This window comes from Bacteroides ndongoniae (assembly GCF_900108345.1).
GTDB classification, from domain to species: Bacteria; Bacteroidota; Bacteroidia; order Bacteroidales; family Bacteroidaceae; genus Bacteroides; species Bacteroides ndongoniae.
Genome location: NZ_FNVV01000013.1, coordinates 1,122,859 through 1,140,605 on the forward strand (window position 1 = coordinate 1,122,859; position 17,747 = coordinate 1,140,605).

Consider the following 17,747-nt stretch of genomic DNA (forward strand, 5'->3'; position numbering starts at 1 on the left):
AATGAGTATCTTTACATAAAATTTAGAGAACATGGAAACAGAGGAACTCATAGAACACATACTCAGACAGAAGCATCTTGAAGAGATGATGAACAGGCCTGAAAAGGAGCATACACCCCTTGAAGGTATGGATAATGAGCAGATAAAGAGGTTCGCCCTGTTCCTGTTTGAAGAGAATCAGAACAAGAGCAAGCAGCTTGATGAAATGATAGCACGACTTGATGAAATAGGAAAAGACCTGAAGGACGCCAACCGTAAGATTGATTCCCTTACAGATGCCCTGCTTAAGGCAAACAGCAAGGCTGAGAAGGCTGCCATTGAATGCAAGCTCCGCGACAAGGAATACAAAAAGCTTGAGAAAAAGCATAACGCCCTTGTCGAGCGTCTTTCACTTATGAATAACCAGACTTACGCTTCATCCAAAAGCCTTAAAGGCATTGACCGCAAAAAGGTCGTAAAAGGAAAGCATGACGACAAGGATGACTTTGACGGTACTCCTACTGCTCCGGCTGGTGAAGTTCCACAGTCAGAGCCTTCCGCATCATGCGACACGCAGGATACTCCGGCCACTCCTCATTCCAAGGAAAGACCGTATAGAAAAGGAATGAGATACAACAAGAACTGTGTAGGCACCCCGATAATACACAAGTCCGATTATACAATGCTTCCTGAGGGGTCTGTAGTGATATCATCAAGCTATCGTAAAATAAGAAATATCGTGAGCCATATTGAGGAACATCACTTTGAAGTGCTTAAGGTAAAGCATGCCGACGGCAGGATTGAAAGCATGTTCCTTCCCATGAAAGATGACGCCCGGGCTGACATCTACAATGAGATTGTACCGGGTACAAGCATTACGGCAAACATGCTCTCGTATCTTATGTTCAACCGCTTCCAGATGTCAACGCCAGCATACAGGGAAGCTAAAAACCGTCTGTCGGATATGGACTGGAACACTTCTGTCCAGAACCTGCTGAACTGGGCCGACAAAGGTGCAATGCAACTCAATAAGCTGATACCTGCCCTCAAGAAGATTGCCCTTCAGGACGGTGCGAACGTGAATGTGGACGAGACATGGCTTCGTTACCACACTTACAATAAGAAACGCAAGACCTATATGTGGTGTCTGGTAAACAGAAAAGCCCGTATTGTCATCTTCTTTTATGAGGACACAACGGACGATGAAGGTTTGCAGAAACATGGAGGAAGGAGCAGAAATGTGTTGAAGGAGTTCCTTGGTGATGCAAAAATCAAATCACTGCAGAGTGACGGTTATAACGTATATATGTATCTTGACAACGAACTTATGGATATAGAACATCTCTGTTGTCTGGCTCATGCAAGGGCTAAGTTCAAGTATGCCTTCGACCAGGGAAGCCTGCAGGCAAGAATCTTCCTTGAGCTGATAGGAAAGTTATACGGCATGGAAGATACTTACCGCCGGGAAAGACTTACCGCAGACGAGATTTACCACAGAAGAAACAGTAAGGAAACGACGGAAATCATTGATAAGATAAGGACGGAACTTTATGATCTGCTTGCAAATCCGGATGAGAGCCGAAGTGAACTTATGGGCAAGGCCCTTAAGTATCTGAAGAACTTCTGGAATCAGATCTTCGCCTACAGAAACGATGGAGAATACTCAATAGACAATATGGCGGCTGAAAGAGCGATAAGACCAATCACTGTCCAACGAAAGAACAGTCTGTTCTTCGGAAGCGTGAAAGGAATACAGAACTCCGCAATCTATAATACCTTTATAGAAACCTGCAAACAGGTAGGAGTCTCCTTCAGGGATTACTTCTGCAGGCTGCTCAGAGAATTAAAAAAGGGAAGAACGGATTACGAAAACCTTCTTCCCATGACAATATGCAAATAATAATCGTTAAATTTGTGGACTCTTTTTTAGACGGGTGCCTGCTGGCGCCCGTCTAAAAGGGGGTGCCCTAAAATTGGAAGTTTACAAAAATAAAGGGAGAATTCTTGTTTAACTAGCGTGTTTCATTCATAACTTAATAAAGTGGTTACTTCATTTCTTAGTTTCGGCAGGTGATTGATTACCATGCTCCAAAGAATATCTGCCGATAAACTGTCATAGCCATGAATAATATAGTTTCTTGCATCCACAATTTTACGTGAATTGGTGATGGCGATATTTTTGTCCGTTTTTAATATTCTGTTCATTGCTTCGCCAATAATCTCTATATTTCGTTCAATAGCACGCCTAAGGCAAAGATTGCTGTAAAAGTCATCAAACAATTTGGGTTTGTCACCAAAGAAACTTTCTATTTCTTCGATGGCAGTCAGAATATCTTGCAGGTGTTTCTTTGTCAAATCATCCATAGATCAATGCTTTTGTTGCGTCCACATTTTTTTTCAGATATGGATTCTTTATAGTCTGTTCTTCCAACAAGTCCACTTTTCTGCCAAACAATTCTTCCAACGAATATTTGAAATCAAAGTAGTTGTCGAAATAATCATTTACCTCTACTTTGTTAAAAGAAACAACGAAGTCTACATCGCTATCATCATTGAAACGATCAGTAAGTATAGAACCAAACACAAATAGTTTGCTTACCTTGTACTTTTTGCACAAAGCGAAAATCTTCTGTATGTTGTTTTCTATTAGTTTCATAAACAAACTTGCTTATGATACAAAGATAGTAAAGTTGCGCAATAATAGCGCTATTTGTGAGGACTTTTTTCTATTCCTTCCTAATTTACCTATGGAAGTACTGATAAAATAAAAATCCCCATAACTCATAAAGTTACAGGGATTTATTATTTTGATTAAGTATAGATTACTTATTCAGCGCAGTAGCAACGTCAACGGCGCAAGCTACTGTACAACCTACCATCGGGTTGTTACCGATACCCAGGAAGCCCATCATTTCTACGTGAGCAGGAACTGATGAAGAACCAGCGAACTGAGCATCAGAGTGCATACGGCCCATAGTATCGGTCATACCGTAAGAAGCAGGACCGGCAGCCATGTTATCCGGGTGCAAAGTACGTCCTGTACCACCACCAGAAGCTACTGAGAAGTACGGCTTACCAGCCAATACACGTTCTTTCTTGTAAGTTCCGGCAACCGGGTGTTGGAAACGTGTCGGGTTAGTAGAGTTACCAGTGATAGAAACGTCTACGCCTTCCTTCCACATGATAGCTACACCTTCGCGAACGTCGTCGGCACCGTAGCATTTTACTTTGGCACGAGGACCGTCGCTGTAAGCGATTTCCTTCACAACTTTCAGTTCGCCAGTGTAGTAGTCGAACTGAGTCTGTACGTAAGTAAAGCCGTTGATACGAGAGATGATCATGGCAGCGTCCTTACCCAGACCGTTCAGGATACAACGCAGAGGCTCTTTACGAACCTTGTCAGCCTTAGCGGCAATTTTGATGGCACCTTCAGCAGCAGCGAATGACTCGTGACCAGCCAGGAAGGCGAAACATTTGGTTTCTTCGCTCAGCAGACGGGCAGCCAGGTTACCGTGGCCCAGACCTACTTTACGGTCGTCAGCTACAGAACCGGGGATGCAGAATGCCTGCAGACCGATACCGATAGCTTCGGCAGCTTCGGCAGCTGTTTTAACGCCTTTTTTCAGTGCAATGGCGCAACCTACTACGTAAGCCCATTTTGCATTTTCGAAGCAGATAGGCTGAGTTTCTTCGCAAGTCTTATAAGGATCGAGGCCGTAAGATTCGCAGATTTGGTTAGCTTCTTCGATATCCTTGATGCCGTTTTCGTTCAAAGCAGCAAGAATTTGCTTGATACGACGGTCTTGGCTTTCAAATTTCACTTCTCTAATCATATTTCCTTCCTCCTTATTCTTTACGTGGGTCAATGTATTTAACTGCACCGGCCTCTTTGCTGAAGCGTCCGTAAGTACCGGTTACTTTCTTCAGAGCTTCGTTGGCGTCTGTACCTTTCTTGATTTCGTCCATGAACTTGCCCAGGTGAACGAATTCATATCCGCAAACTTGGTCGTCTTTGTCCAGAGCGATAGTCTTGATGTAACCTTCGGCCATTTCCAGGTAACGTGTACCCTTAGCCAAAGTTCCGTACAGTGTACCTACCTGGCTACGCAGACCTTTACCGAGGTCTTCCAGACCGGCACCGATCATCAGACCGCCTTCTGAAAAAGCAGACTGTGTACGTCCGTATACGATTTGCAGGAAAAGTTCGCGCATGGCTGTGTTGATAGCATCGCAAACGAGGTCAGTATTCAGGGCTTCGAGGATGGTCTTGCCCGGAAGGATTTCAGATGCCATAGCGGCAGAGTGAGTCATACCGGAGCAGCCGATAGTCTCGACCAGAGCTTCCTGGATGACACCTTCCTTAACGTTGAGGGTTAATTTACAAGCACCTTGCTGAGGAGCACACCAGCCGATACCGTGTGTCAAACCAGAGATGTCAACAATTTCTTTAGCTTTTACCCATTTACCTTCTTCGGGAATAGGAGCCGGTCCGTGGTTAGGACCCTTCTTTACAACACACATGTGTTCCACTTCGTGTGAATAAGTCATAATTAGCTCTTTTTTAGATTAGTTATATAATAAAAAAGTAAATCCACTTTTTCGGAATCGGTCACAAAGTTACTGCTTTTCCCCGTTTCTGGCAAACCTGTGATTTGACTTTTTTATTAAAAATAAGTAACGGACTGCCTATTTCTGGCCGAATGCAAAGTAGAGATTGCAGTTGTCGGGCTTTTGCAAATAAATTGTTCGGATTGCTTCGTTTTTTACGGGGAAGTTTCGATATTTGCTTACTCAATTTCCTAATATGTAAAAGACAGTTCCATTTCGTTTGGGTGTCCTCTTACGGTTGTGCACGGGTTGGGGATATTTTCTTCTGTAGATGGGAATAGGTTGGCAAAACTTGAGTTAAACTATAATATAATAAGGATGGAAAGAATTGAAGTGACCGATGCAGCTTTGCGTCAGGCTGCGGCCGAAGGAATGGATGCATTTATCCAAGTGTTTACCGATGCCTATCGCAAGGTGACCGGAGGTGAGCTTACAGCTGAAACGATGCCTTTGCTTACCGGCGAACAGCATACGTTGCTGGCCTATCAGATTTTCCGTGATGAGTTGATGGAGGGAGGTTTCTGTCAGCTGATACAGAACGGTTATGGCGGGTACATTTTTGTGAATCCCTTTGCCAAGGTGATGAGGCTTTGGGGGCTGGGTGACCTGAGCAAGATGGTGTATGCTGCGAAGAAAATCTACGATGCCCATCGTGAAGACCTGGAGCGCGAACGTACCGACGACGAATTTATGGCCATGTACGAGGACTATGAGGCTTTCGATGAATTGGAAGATGAATTTTTGGAGCGTGAGGAGGAATTTACGGCTCAGGTGGCGGCTTATGTCGACGAGCATCTGGAACTGTTTGCCACAATTGTATAGGTAGATTCCAAGGTTTCGATTGGTGATGTGAGAAACAGAAATAGAAAGGGAGTGGAAACTGAAGTTTCTGAATATTTGTTAATATGTGGCCGCTTCATGCAGTATTTTACTTAATCTTTCATTTAACCTTAAAAACAATGAAAAAATGAGGAGAGTCGTGTGTAACTCCATTCTTTTATCTAATTTTGCAAACCAAATTATTTATAAAAAGAAATGAAACAACTAAAATTTTTTGCGCTTGCCCTTACGCTGTTGATGGGCATTTCGTTGACTTCTTGTTTTAATGATGATGACAACCCGATTGTATCAACTTCAATGTTCGTTCGTTACGATGGTGGTTATTATGGTGCTTCGTTTACAACAATGGATGGAGTTCGTTTAATACCGACTGACCAGTCTGTGATGTTGACACTCACAGAGGGTTTGTATAATCTAAACTTTCAATATAATCGTGATGAAGTACCTGAAGGGGCTAAAGAAATTACAATAACATTGTTGTCTGATCCGGTTCGTCTGGACAGACTTTATACAAGCCCTGAATCTGGTTCTAGTGTCTCAAATGCTGCGTTATATGCTTTTGAATATACATATAACTATGCAGGGTGGCCAACTACTTTATGTCCGATGCTTTATGATAAGACTACTATGATTTATCCGGCTTTGTTCTGGCGTGCCGTTGTAGCCGATGATGATGCTTATGAAGAAGAATTGGCTAAACATCAGTTTACAGTAACTTATGAGGTAAAACCTGCGGAACCTACAGTGCTTTATCTGTATGTTAATCACAATGTGACGGATGAGGCCGGTGAGGTAGTTAGCCGTACCGTGAACAATGTTGTGATGTACGAGCTGAATATTCAAGCAGGTGTCGCAGCCATTGAAAGCGCAGGCCAGAAAATGTCGAAGATCATTATGATAGGTAAATGCAATTCTTCTTCCGACAATATGGAAGGAGCGCAAGAAGCGAGATTCGAAATAGATTGTTCTAAATATAATTTTGACTAATTGAACTACAAAAGTTTATTTCATACCGCACTTTTACTGATTTCCTCCCCGGCCCGTGCCTGGGAGGAAATTCGTTTGGAAGAGGATAGACGAACGGTGTTTACCGCCTTTGTCTATCCTATGATTGGTTTATGCGGTCTCTCCGTCTTCATCGGTTCGTTGCTGCTGAAGGGGTGGAGTGGTCCGGAGAGTTTTCAGTATGCCATGACGCAATGTTGCGCTGTGGCTGTGTCGTTGTTTGGCGGCTATTTCCTGGCAGCTTATCTTATCAACGCTTTGCGTGTCCGCTTGTTTATGCAGGACGATGATATTAACCTGGCGCGTCAGTTTGCAGGATACGCCATGGTTGTACCTTTCCTGCTTCAGATCATTATTGGTGTATTGCCCGACTTCAATATCATCGCTATGTTATTGCAGTTCTACATTGTGTATGTGGTGTGGGAAGGCAGTCGCAGCCTGATGGAAGTAGAAGAGAAAGATCGTCTGCGTTTCACGGTGATTTCGTCGATACTGCTGATTGTTTGTCCGGCAGTCATTCAGTTATTGTTCAACAAGCTGACATTGTTGCTGAACTGATCTGTTATTATTCATCATCTCTCATTATTCATTGTTGAAAATGAAACAAGCTCCTGTAAATATCAAGAACAAACGTGCTACGTTCGACTACGAGCTGATAGATACCTATACGGCAGGTATCGTGCTGACGGGCACTGAGATAAAGTCGATCCGGCTGGGAAAGGCCAGCTTGGTGGATACTTTCTGTTACTTCTCTAACGGCGAACTGTGGGTAAAGAACATGCATATAGCCGAGTATTTTTATGGCTCGTACAACAACCATTCGGCACGCAGGGAGCGGAAACTGTTGCTCAATCGTAAGGAATTGGACAAGTTGCAACGTGGTTCGAAGGATCCTGGTTTCACTATCATTCCTGTACGTATGTTTATAAACGAGAAAGGGTTGGCCAAAGTCGTGGTAGCTTTGGCTAAAGGTAAGAAACAGTACGACAAGCGTGAATCGCTCCGCGAAAAAGATGACAAGCGCGACATGGCGCGTATGTTTAAACGATAGAGTTCAGTTGGCGAGTGGAGAAGGCTACACCTACAAGCTCCCGTAGTCTCGTTAACTTGCCAACTTGTTAACTTGTCAACTCAAAAACTCAGAAATTTAAAAACTCAAGAACCATGACTTTACAAGAGTTGGTGAACAGGCGTATCCTGATTCTGGATGGCGCCATGGGCACCATGATACAACAATACAACTTAACAGAGGAAGATTTTCGGGGAGAACGTTTTGCAGACCTTCCTGGACTGATGAAAGGCAACAACGACTTGTTGTGCCTGACGCGCCCCGACGTGATACAGGATATTCATCGTAAATATTTGGCAGCCGGTGCCGATATCATCGAAACCAATACCTTTAATTCTACCCGCATCAGTATGGCCGATTATCACACGCAGCATCTGGTTGATGAAATCAATCGTGCGGCAGTGAAACTGGCACGTACACTGGCTGATGAATTTACTGCACTGACTCCCGACAAGCCTCGTTTCGTAGCTGGGTCGGTAGGGCCTACCAACAAGACTTGCTCGATGAGTCCTGATGTGAACAATCCGGCTTTCCGTTCGCTGACGTTCGACGAGCTGGCTGAGGCATACACGGAGCAGATGACAGCTTTGTTAGAGAGCGGTGTGGATGCTTTGCTGATTGAGACCATTTTCGATACACTGAATGCTAAAGCTGCTCTTTTTGCAGCCCGGCAGTCGATGGAGGCAACCGGAATATTTGTGCCGCTGATGCTTTCCGTCACTGTTTCCGACACGGGCGGACGTACGCTGTCCGGTCAGACGCTGGATGCTTTTCTAGCTTCGGTGCAGCATGCCGATATATTCTCAGTAGGTTTGAACTGTTCGTTTGGAGCGCGTCAGCTGAAACCTTTTTTGGAGCAGCTTGCTGCACGTGCACCTTATTATATTAGTGCTTATCCCAATGCGGGACTGCCCAACAGCTTGGGTAAGTACGATCAGTCGCCCGATGACATGGCCCGTGAGATACAGGAATACATTGACGAAGGACTGGTGAATATTGTAGGCGGCTGTTGCGGTACGACTGATGCTTATATCGCCCGTTTTGCCGAACTGGCATCCGGCGCGCGGCCTCATGTGCCCGCTCGCCGTCCGCAGCATTTATGGCTCTCGGGCTTGGAATTGCTCGAAGTAAAGCCTGAAAATAATTTCGTCAATGTGGGCGAGCGTTGCAACGTGGCAGGCTCACGCAAGTTTCTGCGACTGATAAACGAAAAGAAATATGAGGAAGCCCTCAGCATAGCCCGTCGGCAGGTGGAAGATGGGGCGCAGGTGATCGACATCAATATGGACGACGGTCTTCTTGATGCTGCACACGAAATGACGGTCTTTCTGAATCTGATTGCTTCCGAACCTGATATTGCCCGTGTGCCAGTAATGATAGATTCCTCCAAGTGGGAAGTGATTCTGGCTGGTTTAAAGTGCCTTCAAGGCAAATCGATTGTAAATTCCATCTCTTTAAAAGAGGGTGAAGAGAAGTTTCTGGAGCATGCCCGTATCATTCGTCGTTACGGAGCTGCTGTGGTAGTCATGGCTTTCGACGAGCAGGGGCAGGCTGATACGTTCGAACGGAAAACGGCTGTGTGCGAGCGGGCTTACCGTTTGCTGGTTGATAAAGCAGGGTTCGATCCGCACGACATTATTTTCGATCCCAATGTGTTGGCTGTGGCTACGGGAATGGAGGAACATAATAATTATGCGGTCGACTTTATCCGTGCAGCAGGATGGATACGAAAGAATTTACCTGGCGCCCACGTCAGTGGTGGAGTCAGCAATCTTTCTTTCTCGTTTCGGGGAAACAATTATATCCGCGAGGCGATGCATGCTGTGTTCCTGTATCATGCCATTCGCGAGGGGATGGATATGGGTATTGTCAATCCGGCTACTTCTGTGCTCTATACCGACATTCCGGCCGATATACTGGAGCGTATTGAGGACGTGGTGCTGAATCGTCGGCCTGATGCTGCCGAGCGGCTGATTGAGACGGCCGAACGTCTGAAGGCCGAGGCTGATGCAGCTAAAGCAGCTGCAGCAGATGGAGTTGTGCAGGCTGTAACTCGTTCGCAGCAATCGTGGAGGGAAGGTACTACGGTAGAAGAGCGGTTGAAATATGCTCTGACTAAAGGAATAGGCGATTATCTGGAAGAAGACTTGGCAGAAGCCTTGCAGAAATATCCCAAGGCTGTAGATATTATTGAAGGTCCGCTGATGGCAGGTATGAATCATGTAGGCGATCTGTTTGGAGCTGGTAAGATGTTTCTGCCTCAGGTGGTGAAGACAGCTCGCACCATGAAGAAGGCTGTTGCTATTCTGCAACCTGTTATCGAGTCGGAGAAGCAGGCCGGAGCAGCTTCAGCAGGAAAAGTGCTGCTTGCTACGGTGAAAGGTGATGTGCACGACATCGGAAAGAATATCGTTTCGGTAGTTATGGCTTGTAACGGTTACGAGATTGTAGACCTTGGGGTTATGGTACCTGCCGAAGTCATTGTGCAACGTGCCGTTGAAGAGAAAGTGGACATGATTGGTCTGAGTGGTCTGATAACTCCTTCTTTGGAAGAGATGGCTCATGTGGCTGCGGAACTGGAGAAAGCAGGTCTTGATATTCCACTGATGATTGGTGGTGCTACTACTTCGCAACTGCATACCGCTTTGAAGATTGCGCCGGTCTACCATGCTCCGGTGATCTATTTGAAAGATGCTTCGCAGAATGCAACAGTGGCTGCCCGTCTGATGAATGCAAATGCCAGACGTGAGTTGCAGGCCGAGCTGGACGAAACTTACCGCCAGTTGCGTGAAAAAAGTGGAGAGCAGCAGGTGAAAACCGTTTCACTGGAAGAGGCGCGTGCCAACAGGCTGAAACTGTTTTAAGCTGCGATTCCGTTTTTTAATTGTGGCGCGATAACAAAATTAATTTGTATTTGAGGTTTTTCTTACCTTTTTTATGCCGAATGTTGTCTACCATCTATCAGAAGGTAGGCAACATTTGAGTTTTTTAAGGAAACGTTTTTACTTTATTTTCTTTTTGTATTGTTCGTATCGTGAGGTCACTTCGCGAACAAAGTTATACGTTTCGATTCCTCGGAAATAGCCGTTTTTGCAGACAGGGTCGGTAAAGTATTCTTCGTCGCTTTTCAGTAAGATGTAGTTTTCTACATTGTTTTGCCAAATGTATTTGTTCTTTCCGTATTTTTCGGCCAAAGCCATCGCGTCGAGTACGTGTCCGATACCGGAGTTGTAAGCTGCAAGTACAAATTTGGTTTGTTCTTCTTCGGGAACAGCTGCAAAACTCTGGGCGGTGGACGCGATGTATTTTACTGCGGCTTTGATACTTTCTTCCGGATTTTGTTCTTTGCCCGGCGGGACTCCCATGGCGCGTGCTGTGGCAGGCATCAGCTGCATCAGGCCCTTGGCGCCTGCCCACGATACGGCAGTACTGTCGAAGTTGGACTCGGTGTAAGCAAGGGAAGCAAGCAGTCGCCAGTCCCAGTTTATCTGGGGTGCATATTTTTTGAACAGATGATCGTAATGGGATATTTTCCCTTCACGTAACGACAGGATGGGAGAGTGGGGCACAGATTTGCTGTGCTCGAAATATCGCTTCATGCTGACCGTGTAGGCTGGTGATGTCATGTTCTCTTTGTGCCATCGGTTGGCGGCTTCGGCTAGTTGCACAGAGCTTTTCCGTACAGCCCAAGAGGCACGCTGGTCAAAGCTAATAGAGAGTTGGATATTCAGATTGGGGTAATAGGTTCGGTTGAGGCGTGCTACGTCGTTGTCGGCAATCGTATAGGAGATTTTGCCTTGTGAAACCTGAGTGATAAGATCTTCCATTGTAATGCTGTCGCTGCTTACCTTGTGGATATGTATACCTCCGCCCAGTTCTTTATCCAAATTGACCAAACGCTCGTAATGTTTGCCGGGTTTGACGTATATGTCTTTACCTATCAGTTCCGTAACATCTTTCAACGGACGTTCTTTCCCGTTATTATGCTGAACAACGACCTGATGGGTGATGATTTCTTCACCGCAATAGGTCACACTGTCTTTCCATTCTTTGGTGATAGGCAGGTTGTAGGCTATCAGGTCGCCTTCGCCTGCCAGTAATTTGTGGATGAGGTCGTGCACATTTCTGGCTACTTTCACTTTTAGTTTGACACCCAGACTTTTGGCAAACTGTTCGCCCAATTCATATTGGAAGCCCATTTCTTGTCCGCGGTAGTTGAAGTAAGAGGTCGAACTGTATAGTGTGAGTACTACCAGTTCGCCACTATCTTTGATCTGTTGTAGTTCGTCAAAGTCTGCTTCGGCTTCGGACGAACCTTGTTTTCCACGGCAACTTCCGAATAATATAAATATCAGGAGCGACAGGCACAAGCCGGCCGGAAATAGCAGGTGTCGTTTCCCCATCTTTTTTCTTGTTACAGATTAGTGATTCAAGTGTTTTTTGATGTACATTGTCAGAATGTCGATGGCTACCTGATTGCTTCCTCCTTCAGGCACAATGAGGTCGGCATAGCGCTTGCAAGGTTCGATAAACTGTTGGTGCATAGGTTTCAGGACGCGTGTATAGCGTTCCATGACAGCTTCGGCTGTACGTCCTCTTTCTACGACATCGCGCTGGATGACACGGATGAGCCGTTCATCGGGGTCGGCATCAACGAAAATCTTTAAGTCCATCATATTGCGCAATTTCTTGTCGCATAGAGCCAGAATACCTTCGATGATGATGACGTGGCGTGGTTCAATGTGGATGGTTTCCGGCTGGCGTGTACAGGTCAGGTAAGAATAAGTGGGCTGTTCGATGCTTTTTCCTTCGCGCAGCAAGGCTACGTGCTTGGAAAGTAGTGCCCAATCGAAAGCGTCGGGATGGTCGAAGTTGATATTCTGTCGTTCTTCGACGGGTACATGACTACTGTCCTTATAATATGAGTCCTGAGGGAGTAGAACAACTTCGCCGGCTGGCAGACTCTCGATGATTTTACGTACGACGGTGGTCTTTCCTGACCCGGTTCCGCCTGCAATTCCTATTATTAACATCCGTTTACATGTATATTTGAAACAAAACAAGTATTTTTGCAGTTGCTGAAAACAACTGCTTCGGCTGACAAATATACGTAAAAACATTAAAATAACAAAGTTATGGTCAAGCACATAGTATTATTTAAGTTGAAAAAGGAGGCTCCGACTGCCGAAAAGTTAGAGGCAATGAACAATTTTAAAAAGGCTATCGAAGCACTTCCTGCCAAAATATCGGTGATTCGGAAGATTGAAGTTGGATTGAATATGAACCCTTCGGAAGAGTGGAACATAGCTTTGTACAGTGAGTTCGATACATTGGACGACGTGAAGTATTATGCTTCGCACCCCGATCATGTGGCTGCTGGCAAGCTGATTGCCCATGTCAAGGAAAGCCGTGCTTGTGTTGATTATGAAATTGGATAAACCCTTGTAATTATTGAAATAACTGATGAAGAAAAGTTTGTTTTCGGTTCTGCTGCTGCTTCTAGCCGTGATGACCCAGGCGCAGATTCAGGAACCGGTAAAGTTTAAGACTGAATTAAAGAATGTTTCGGCCGATGAGGTTGAGATTGTTTTTTCGGCCACTATCGACAACGGCTGGCATGTGTATTCTACCGAGTTAGGTGACGGTGGCCCCATTTCTGCCACATTCAACACCGAGAAACTATCCGGGGCATCATTGGTTGGTAAACTGAAACCTGTAGGTAAGGAAGTATCAGCTTATGACCAGATGTTCGAAATGAAAGTGCGTTATTTTGAGCATACAGCTCAGTTTGTGCAGAAATTGAAGCTGACCGGAGGTAACTATCAGATAGAAGGTTTCCTGGAGTATGGTGCTTGCAACGACGAGAATTGTCTTCCGCCTACGCAAGTGCCTTTTAATTTTTCTGGAAAGGCTGCCGGAAAAGCTTCCGTTGCCGAGAAAACGGATACAGCTGCAACGGAACAGGCACAGGCCACCGAGGAACTCGTAACGGAAGAAGCAGTTCCAGTTGATCCTGTTGAAAAGGTGACAGAGGGTACTGTAGATCTTTGGAAGCCGGTGATTGATGAGTTGAAGGCAATGGGCGAAACATCTTCTGCTCAGGAAGATATGTCGTGGGTATATATATTTATTACGGGTTTCGTAGGAGGATTGCTTGCTTTGTTCACTCCTTGTGTATGGCCTATCATTCCCATGACGGTAAGTTTCTTCCTGAAACGTAGCAAAGATAAGAAGAAGGGTATTCGTGATGCATGGACGTATGGTGCTTCCATCGTAGTGATCTATGTAGCGTTAGGACTGATTATTACCGGTATTTTCGGAGCCAATGCGTTGAATGCTCTTTCTACAAATGCAATATTCAACATATTCTTCTGTCTGATGTTGGTTGTGTTTGCTGCTTCTTTCTTCGGAGCGTTTGAAATTACGCTTCCTTCCAAATGGAGCAATGCTGTCGACAGTAAAGCTGAAAAGACTACAGGATTGCTGAGTATTTTCCTGATGGCTTTCACCTTGTCGCTGGTATCTTTTTCGTGTACGGGTCCTATCATCGGCTTTTTGCTGGTACAGGTATCTACGACGGGCAGTGTGATAGCTCCTGCTATCGGTATGTTGGGCTTTGCCATTGCATTGGCATTGCCGTTTACGCTGTTTGCCCTGTTCCCGTCATGGCTGAAGTCGATGCCTAAATCGGGTGGCTGGATGAACGTCATTAAAGTGACGTTGGGTTTCCTCGAACTGGCTTTCGCGCTGAAATTCCTTTCTGTAGCCGATTTGGCATACGGATGGCGCATTTTGGATCGTGAAACTTTCCTGGCTTTGTGGATTGTTCTTTTTGCTTTATTGGGTTTCTATCTGTTGGGAAAGATCAAATTCCCGCACGATGACGACGATACCAAAGTCAGTGTGCCCCGTTTCTTTATGGCTCTGGCTTCACTGGCCTTTGCGGTTTATATGGTTCCCGGTTTGTGGGGTGCTCCGCTGAAGGCTGTCAGTGCCTTTGCACCGCCGATGAAGACTCAAGACTTTAATCTTTATAATAACGAAGTACATGCCCAGTTCATGGATTACGATTTGGGTATGGAATATGCACGTCGCCAGGGTAAACCTGTCATGCTTGACTTTACCGGTTATGGATGTGTCAACTGCCGTAAGATGGAGCTGGCTGTATGGACCGACCAGAAAGTCAGTGATATTATCCGTAACGACTATGTACTTATCACATTATATGTAGACGATAAGACCCCGCTTCCTCAGCCGCAAAAGATTGTCGAGAACGGTACGGAACGTACATTGCGTACGGTGGGTGATAAGTGGAGCTATCTGCAACGTGTGAAGTTCGGTGCCAATGCCCAGCCATTCTATGTGCTGATTGACAACGAAGGTAAGCCGTTGAACAAGTCGTACTCTTACGATGAGGATATACCTAAGTACGTAGAATTCCTGCAGACGGGATTGGAGAATTATAAAATAGTGAAACAATAAAAATAAAGAGAATTTATGGGAGGATTTTTTGGGACAGTTGCCAAGGCAAGTTGTGTGGCTGATTTGTTTTACGGAACCGATTACAATTCGCATCTTGGCACAAAGCGTGGCGGTATGGCTACGTTTGATTCGGAACAGAAAACATTTGCACGCTCTATTCACAATCTGGAGAGTACTTATTTCCGGACGAAGTTTGAAGACGAACTGGACAAGTTTAAAGGAAATTCAGGTATTGGAATTATTAGCGATACCGATCCGCAGCCCATCATATTGAATTCCCATTTGGGACGTTTTGCCATTGTTACGGTAGCTAAGATTGCCAATTTGGCCGAACTGGAAGCTGAACTGCTAAGCCATAATATGCATTTTGCCGAGTTGAGTTCGGGGCAGACCAATCAGACTGAACTTGTGGCTTTGCTGATCATTCAAGGCCGGAACTTTGTGGAAGGCATTGAGAATGTTTACAAGCATATTAAAGGGTCATGCTCTATGCTGTTGCTTACCGAAGATGGCATTATTGCTGCCCGTGACAAATGGGGACGTACTCCTATCGTTATAGGACGAAAAGAAGGAGCTTATGCAGCGACCAGTGAGTCAAGCAGTTTCCCCAATCTGGATTATGAGATTGACCGTTATTTAGGACCGGGAGAGATTGTCCGTCTTCGTGCCGATGGTGTGGAACAGTTGCGTAAGCCTGAAGATAAAATGCAGATTTGTTCTTTCTTGTGGGTATATTACGGCTTCCCTACTTCCTGCTACGAAGGTATTAATGTAGAAGAAGCACGTTTTACCAGCGGATTGAAGATGGGACAGACCGATACATCCGAGGTGGATTGTGCCTGCGGTATTCCCGATTCGGGTGTAGGTATGGCTTTGGGATATGCCGAAGGTAAGGGAGTACCTTATCATCGTGCTATATCCAAGTATACACCGACGTGGCCGCGCAGCTTTACTCCCAGTAAGCAGGAAATGCGTAATCTGGTGGCTAAGATGAAACTGATACCCAACCGTGCCATGTTGCAGGGAAAACGTTTGTTGTTCTGTGACGATTCGATTGTTCGTGGTACCCAGTTGCGCGACAATGTAAAGATTCTGTATGATTGTGGTGCGAAAGAGGTACATATTCGTATTGCTTGTCCGCCGCTGATTTATGCTTGCCCGTTTGTCGGATTCACGGCTTCCAAGAGCCCGTTGGAATTGATTACACGTCGTATTATTAAGGAGTTGGAAGGCGATGAGAACAAGAACCTCGATAAGTACGCCACTACCGGTTCGCCTGAATACGAAAAGATGGTCGAGATTATCCGCGAACGTTTTGGGCTGACTTCATTGAAGTTCAATACGCTGGAAACACTGGTCGAATCTATTGGTTTGCCCAAATGTAAGCTGTGTACACACTGTTTTGATGGGAGCAGCTGTTTCTAAATGTAGCATTATTCATGGTTAAGTTCTTGAGTTTTTAAGTTGGCAAGTTAATAGTTATAATTCAACTCATAAACTCAAGAACTTACAAACTAATATTATCCGTTAATCATATGTCTTTAGTAGAGCGTTTTTTAAAGTATGTAAGTTTCGATACCCAGTCAAGTGAGGAGACGGGACTTACACCAAGTACTCCGGGGCAGATGACGTTTGCCGAGTATTTGAAGAGTGAACTGGAATCTTTAGGGTTGGAAGAAATCTCATTGGACGAGAACGGCTATCTGTTTGCTACGCTGCCGGCCAATGTCGACAAGGAGTTGCCTGTGGTAGGCTTCATTGCCCACATGGACACCAGCCCCGACATGAGTGGAAAAGACGTGAAGCCGCGTACGGTGACCAATTATGACGGAACGGACATCGTGCTTTGTACCGAAGAAAACATTGTGCTTTCTCCTTCGCGCTTTCCCGAACTGCTCGATCACAAGGGAGAAGACCTGATTGTGACCGATGGCAAAACGCTGTTGGGGGCCGATGATAAGGCTGGTATTGCCGAGATTGTTTCGGCTGTTGTCTATTTGCAGCAGCATCCCGAAATCAAGCATGGTAAGATACGTATCGGGTTCAATCCTGACGAGGAGATCGGATTGGGAGCTCATAAGTTCGATGTAGAGAAGTTCGGTTGCGACTGGGCTTATACGATGGACGGAGGTGAAGTGGGCGAGCTGGAGTTCGAGAACTTCAACGCTGCTTCGGCCAAAATAGTTTTTAAAGGACGCAATGTACATCCGGGTTATGCCAAGAACAAGATGCTGAACTCGCTTCATGTGGCCAACCGTTTCATTTCTTTGCTTCCCGAAAACGAAACGCCCGAACATACCGAGGGATATGAAGGATTCTACCATCTGATTGGTATGAACGGCGAAGTAGAGCAGACTACCGTGTCTTACATCATCCGCGACCACGACCGTGCTCGTTTCGAGCAGCGCAAGCAGCGCATGGAACGTCTGACTGCATTTATCAATGCCGAATACGGTGAGGGAACTGCAGCTTTGGAATTGCATGACCAATATTACAACATGCGCGAGAAGATTGAGCCTGTGATGCACGTCATCGATATTGCTTTCGAGGCAATGAAGGCTGCAGGGGTAGAACCTCACGTGAAAGCCATCCGTGGTGGTACGGACGGAGCACAGCTTTCGTTCAAGGGATTGCCTTGCCCGAATATCTTCGCCGGCGGACTGAACTTCCACGGACGTTTCGAGTTCGTTCCTATTCAAAGCATGGAGAAGGCAATGAATGTCATTGTGAAAATTGCGGAAATCGTGGCAAAATAAGAATCTGA

15 protein-coding genes and 2 pseudogenes are annotated in these 17,747 nt (G+C 45.5%); 11 read left to right on the forward strand and 6 right to left on the reverse strand.

Features of this window, described 5'->3' with window-relative positions; translation table 11 throughout:
- Nucleotides 1-31: 31 nt before the first annotated feature.
- Complete coding sequence (tnpC, locus tag BQ5591_RS09140) at nucleotides 32-1,879, forward strand: IS66 family transposase (protein WP_071149078.1); 1,848 nt, start codon at nucleotides 32-34, stop codon at nucleotides 1,877-1,879.
- 122 nt (nucleotides 1,880-2,001) lie between these two features.
- On the opposite strand, the gene BQ5591_RS09145 is transcribed toward tnpC, so the two are convergent.
- The 4 genes from BQ5591_RS09145 to BQ5591_RS09160 all read right to left on the reverse strand — a co-directional run bounded on the left by BQ5591_RS09145 (nucleotide 2,002) and on the right by BQ5591_RS09160 (nucleotide 4,527).
- A complete protein-coding gene (locus BQ5591_RS09145; protein WP_071149079.1) occupies nucleotides 2,002-2,343 on the reverse strand; it encodes a HepT-like ribonuclease domain-containing protein in 342 nt (113 codons plus the stop codon).
- The gene (locus BQ5591_RS09150; RefSeq protein WP_022162656.1) at nucleotides 2,336-2,635 is read right to left on the reverse strand and encodes a nucleotidyltransferase family protein; all 300 of its coding nucleotides are present in this window, start codon (nucleotides 2,633-2,635) and stop codon (nucleotides 2,336-2,338) included. The genes BQ5591_RS09145 and BQ5591_RS09150 overlap by 8 nt, the downstream gene beginning before the upstream one ends.
- 166 nt (nucleotides 2,636-2,801) lie before the next feature.
- Nucleotides 2,802-3,812 carry a GGGtGRT protein gene (locus BQ5591_RS09155; protein WP_071149403.1) on the reverse strand — a complete coding sequence of 337 codons (1,011 nt, stop codon included), beginning with the start codon at nucleotides 3,810-3,812 and terminating at the stop codon, nucleotides 2,802-2,804.
- Nucleotides 3,813-3,825: 13 nt separating this feature from the next.
- Nucleotides 3,826-4,527, reverse strand: a complete 702-nt coding sequence (locus BQ5591_RS09160; RefSeq protein ID WP_021846350.1) for an iron-sulfur cluster assembly scaffold protein — start codon at nucleotides 4,525-4,527, stop codon at nucleotides 3,826-3,828.
- 378 nt (nucleotides 4,528-4,905) lie between these two features.
- Between BQ5591_RS09160 and BQ5591_RS09165 the strand changes: the two genes are divergently transcribed.
- From BQ5591_RS09165 to metH, 5 genes are all read left to right on the forward strand, one after another.
- On the forward strand, nucleotides 4,906-5,409 hold the full coding sequence (locus BQ5591_RS09165; protein WP_022163126.1) for a DMP19 family protein: 504 nt from the start codon (nucleotides 4,906-4,908) through the stop codon (nucleotides 5,407-5,409).
- A gap of 213 nt (nucleotides 5,410-5,622) precedes the next feature.
- The gene (locus tag BQ5591_RS09170; RefSeq protein ID WP_071149080.1) at nucleotides 5,623-6,414 is read left to right on the forward strand and encodes a hypothetical protein; all 792 of its coding nucleotides are present in this window, start codon (nucleotides 5,623-5,625) and stop codon (nucleotides 6,412-6,414) included.
- Nucleotides 6,415-6,990 (forward strand): Yip1 family protein, encoded by a 576-nt coding sequence (locus BQ5591_RS09175; RefSeq protein ID WP_071149081.1) that lies wholly within the window; start codon nucleotides 6,415-6,417, stop codon nucleotides 6,988-6,990.
- A gap of 40 nt (nucleotides 6,991-7,030) precedes the next feature.
- Nucleotides 7,031-7,483, forward strand: coding sequence for an SsrA-binding protein (smpB, locus tag BQ5591_RS09180; protein WP_022163123.1), 453 nt, complete (start codon nucleotides 7,031-7,033; stop codon nucleotides 7,481-7,483).
- Between the two features lie 113 nt (nucleotides 7,484-7,596).
- A complete protein-coding gene (gene metH / locus BQ5591_RS09185; RefSeq protein ID WP_071149082.1) occupies nucleotides 7,597-10,365 on the forward strand; it encodes a methionine synthase in 2,769 nt (922 codons plus the stop codon).
- A 138-nt stretch (nucleotides 10,366-10,503) separates the two neighbouring features.
- Here the strand turns inward: metH and BQ5591_RS09190 are convergent, their stop codons facing one another.
- Together BQ5591_RS09190 and udk are read right to left on the reverse strand one after the other, a co-directional pair.
- Entirely contained in the window at nucleotides 10,504-11,904 is a 1,401-nt protein-coding gene (locus BQ5591_RS09190) for an MltF family protein (protein WP_083380913.1), read from the reverse strand.
- 18 nt (nucleotides 11,905-11,922) lie between these two features.
- Nucleotides 11,923-12,534, reverse strand: coding sequence for a uridine kinase (udk, locus tag BQ5591_RS09195; RefSeq protein ID WP_071149083.1), 612 nt, complete (start codon nucleotides 12,532-12,534; stop codon nucleotides 11,923-11,925).
- A gap of 102 nt (nucleotides 12,535-12,636) precedes the next feature.
- Between udk and BQ5591_RS09200 the strand changes: the two genes are divergently transcribed.
- The 5 genes and pseudogenes from BQ5591_RS09200 to pepT all read left to right on the forward strand — a co-directional run bounded on the left by BQ5591_RS09200 (nucleotide 12,637) and on the right by pepT (nucleotide 17,739).
- The gene (locus BQ5591_RS09200; RefSeq protein ID WP_022163119.1) at nucleotides 12,637-12,939 is read left to right on the forward strand and encodes a Dabb family protein; all 303 of its coding nucleotides are present in this window, start codon (nucleotides 12,637-12,639) and stop codon (nucleotides 12,937-12,939) included.
- A 25-nt stretch (nucleotides 12,940-12,964) separates the two neighbouring features.
- A pseudogene (locus tag BQ5591_RS22160) lies at nucleotides 12,965-13,427 on the forward strand (protein-disulfide reductase DsbD domain-containing protein); the annotation flags it as partial.
- A gap of 107 nt (nucleotides 13,428-13,534) precedes the next feature.
- A pseudogene (locus BQ5591_RS09205) lies at nucleotides 13,535-14,983 on the forward strand (protein-disulfide reductase DsbD family protein); the annotation flags it as partial.
- A 15-nt stretch (nucleotides 14,984-14,998) separates the two neighbouring features.
- The gene (locus tag BQ5591_RS09210; RefSeq protein WP_071149085.1) at nucleotides 14,999-16,408 is read left to right on the forward strand and encodes an amidophosphoribosyltransferase; all 1,410 of its coding nucleotides are present in this window, start codon (nucleotides 14,999-15,001) and stop codon (nucleotides 16,406-16,408) included.
- A 110-nt stretch (nucleotides 16,409-16,518) separates the two neighbouring features.
- The gene (gene pepT, locus BQ5591_RS09215) at nucleotides 16,519-17,739 is read left to right on the forward strand and encodes a peptidase T (protein WP_071149086.1); all 1,221 of its coding nucleotides are present in this window, start codon (nucleotides 16,519-16,521) and stop codon (nucleotides 17,737-17,739) included.
- The last annotated feature ends 8 nt before the right edge of the window (nucleotides 17,740-17,747 follow it).

What these genes read in the sequence shown, in the direction of transcription:
- smpB (WP_022163123.1), top strand. Translation starts at nt 7,031, where the DNA reads ATGAAACAAGCTCCTGTAAATATCAAGAACAAACGTGCTACGTTCGAC.
- udk (WP_071149083.1), bottom strand. Translation starts at nt 12,534, where the DNA reads ATGTTAATAATAGGAATTGCAGGCGGAACCGGGTCAGGAAAGACCACC.
- BQ5591_RS09190 (WP_083380913.1), bottom strand. Translation starts at nt 11,904, where the DNA reads ATGGGGAAACGACACCTGCTATTTCCGGCCGGCTTGTGCCTGTCGCTC.
- BQ5591_RS09160 (WP_021846350.1), bottom strand. Translation starts at nt 4,527, where the DNA reads ATGACTTATTCACACGAAGTGGAACACATGTGTGTTGTAAAGAAGGGT.
- BQ5591_RS09155 (WP_071149403.1), bottom strand. Translation starts at nt 3,812, where the DNA reads ATGATTAGAGAAGTGAAATTTGAAAGCCAAGACCGTCGTATCAAGCAA.
- metH (WP_071149082.1), top strand. Translation starts at nt 7,597, where the DNA reads ATGACTTTACAAGAGTTGGTGAACAGGCGTATCCTGATTCTGGATGGC.
- pepT (WP_071149086.1), top strand. Translation starts at nt 16,519, where the DNA reads ATGTCTTTAGTAGAGCGTTTTTTAAAGTATGTAAGTTTCGATACCCAG.
- BQ5591_RS09165 (WP_022163126.1), top strand. Translation starts at nt 4,906, where the DNA reads ATGGAAAGAATTGAAGTGACCGATGCAGCTTTGCGTCAGGCTGCGGCC.
- BQ5591_RS09150 (WP_022162656.1), bottom strand. Translation starts at nt 2,635, where the DNA reads ATGAAACTAATAGAAAACAACATACAGAAGATTTTCGCTTTGTGCAAA.
- BQ5591_RS09200 (WP_022163119.1), top strand. Translation starts at nt 12,637, where the DNA reads ATGGTCAAGCACATAGTATTATTTAAGTTGAAAAAGGAGGCTCCGACT.
- BQ5591_RS09145 (WP_071149079.1), bottom strand. Translation starts at nt 2,343, where the DNA reads ATGGATGATTTGACAAAGAAACACCTGCAAGATATTCTGACTGCCATC.
- tnpC (WP_071149078.1), top strand. Translation starts at nt 32, where the DNA reads ATGGAAACAGAGGAACTCATAGAACACATACTCAGACAGAAGCATCTT.
- BQ5591_RS09170 (WP_071149080.1), top strand. Translation starts at nt 5,623, where the DNA reads ATGAAACAACTAAAATTTTTTGCGCTTGCCCTTACGCTGTTGATGGGC.
- BQ5591_RS09210 (WP_071149085.1), top strand. Translation starts at nt 14,999, where the DNA reads ATGGGAGGATTTTTTGGGACAGTTGCCAAGGCAAGTTGTGTGGCTGAT.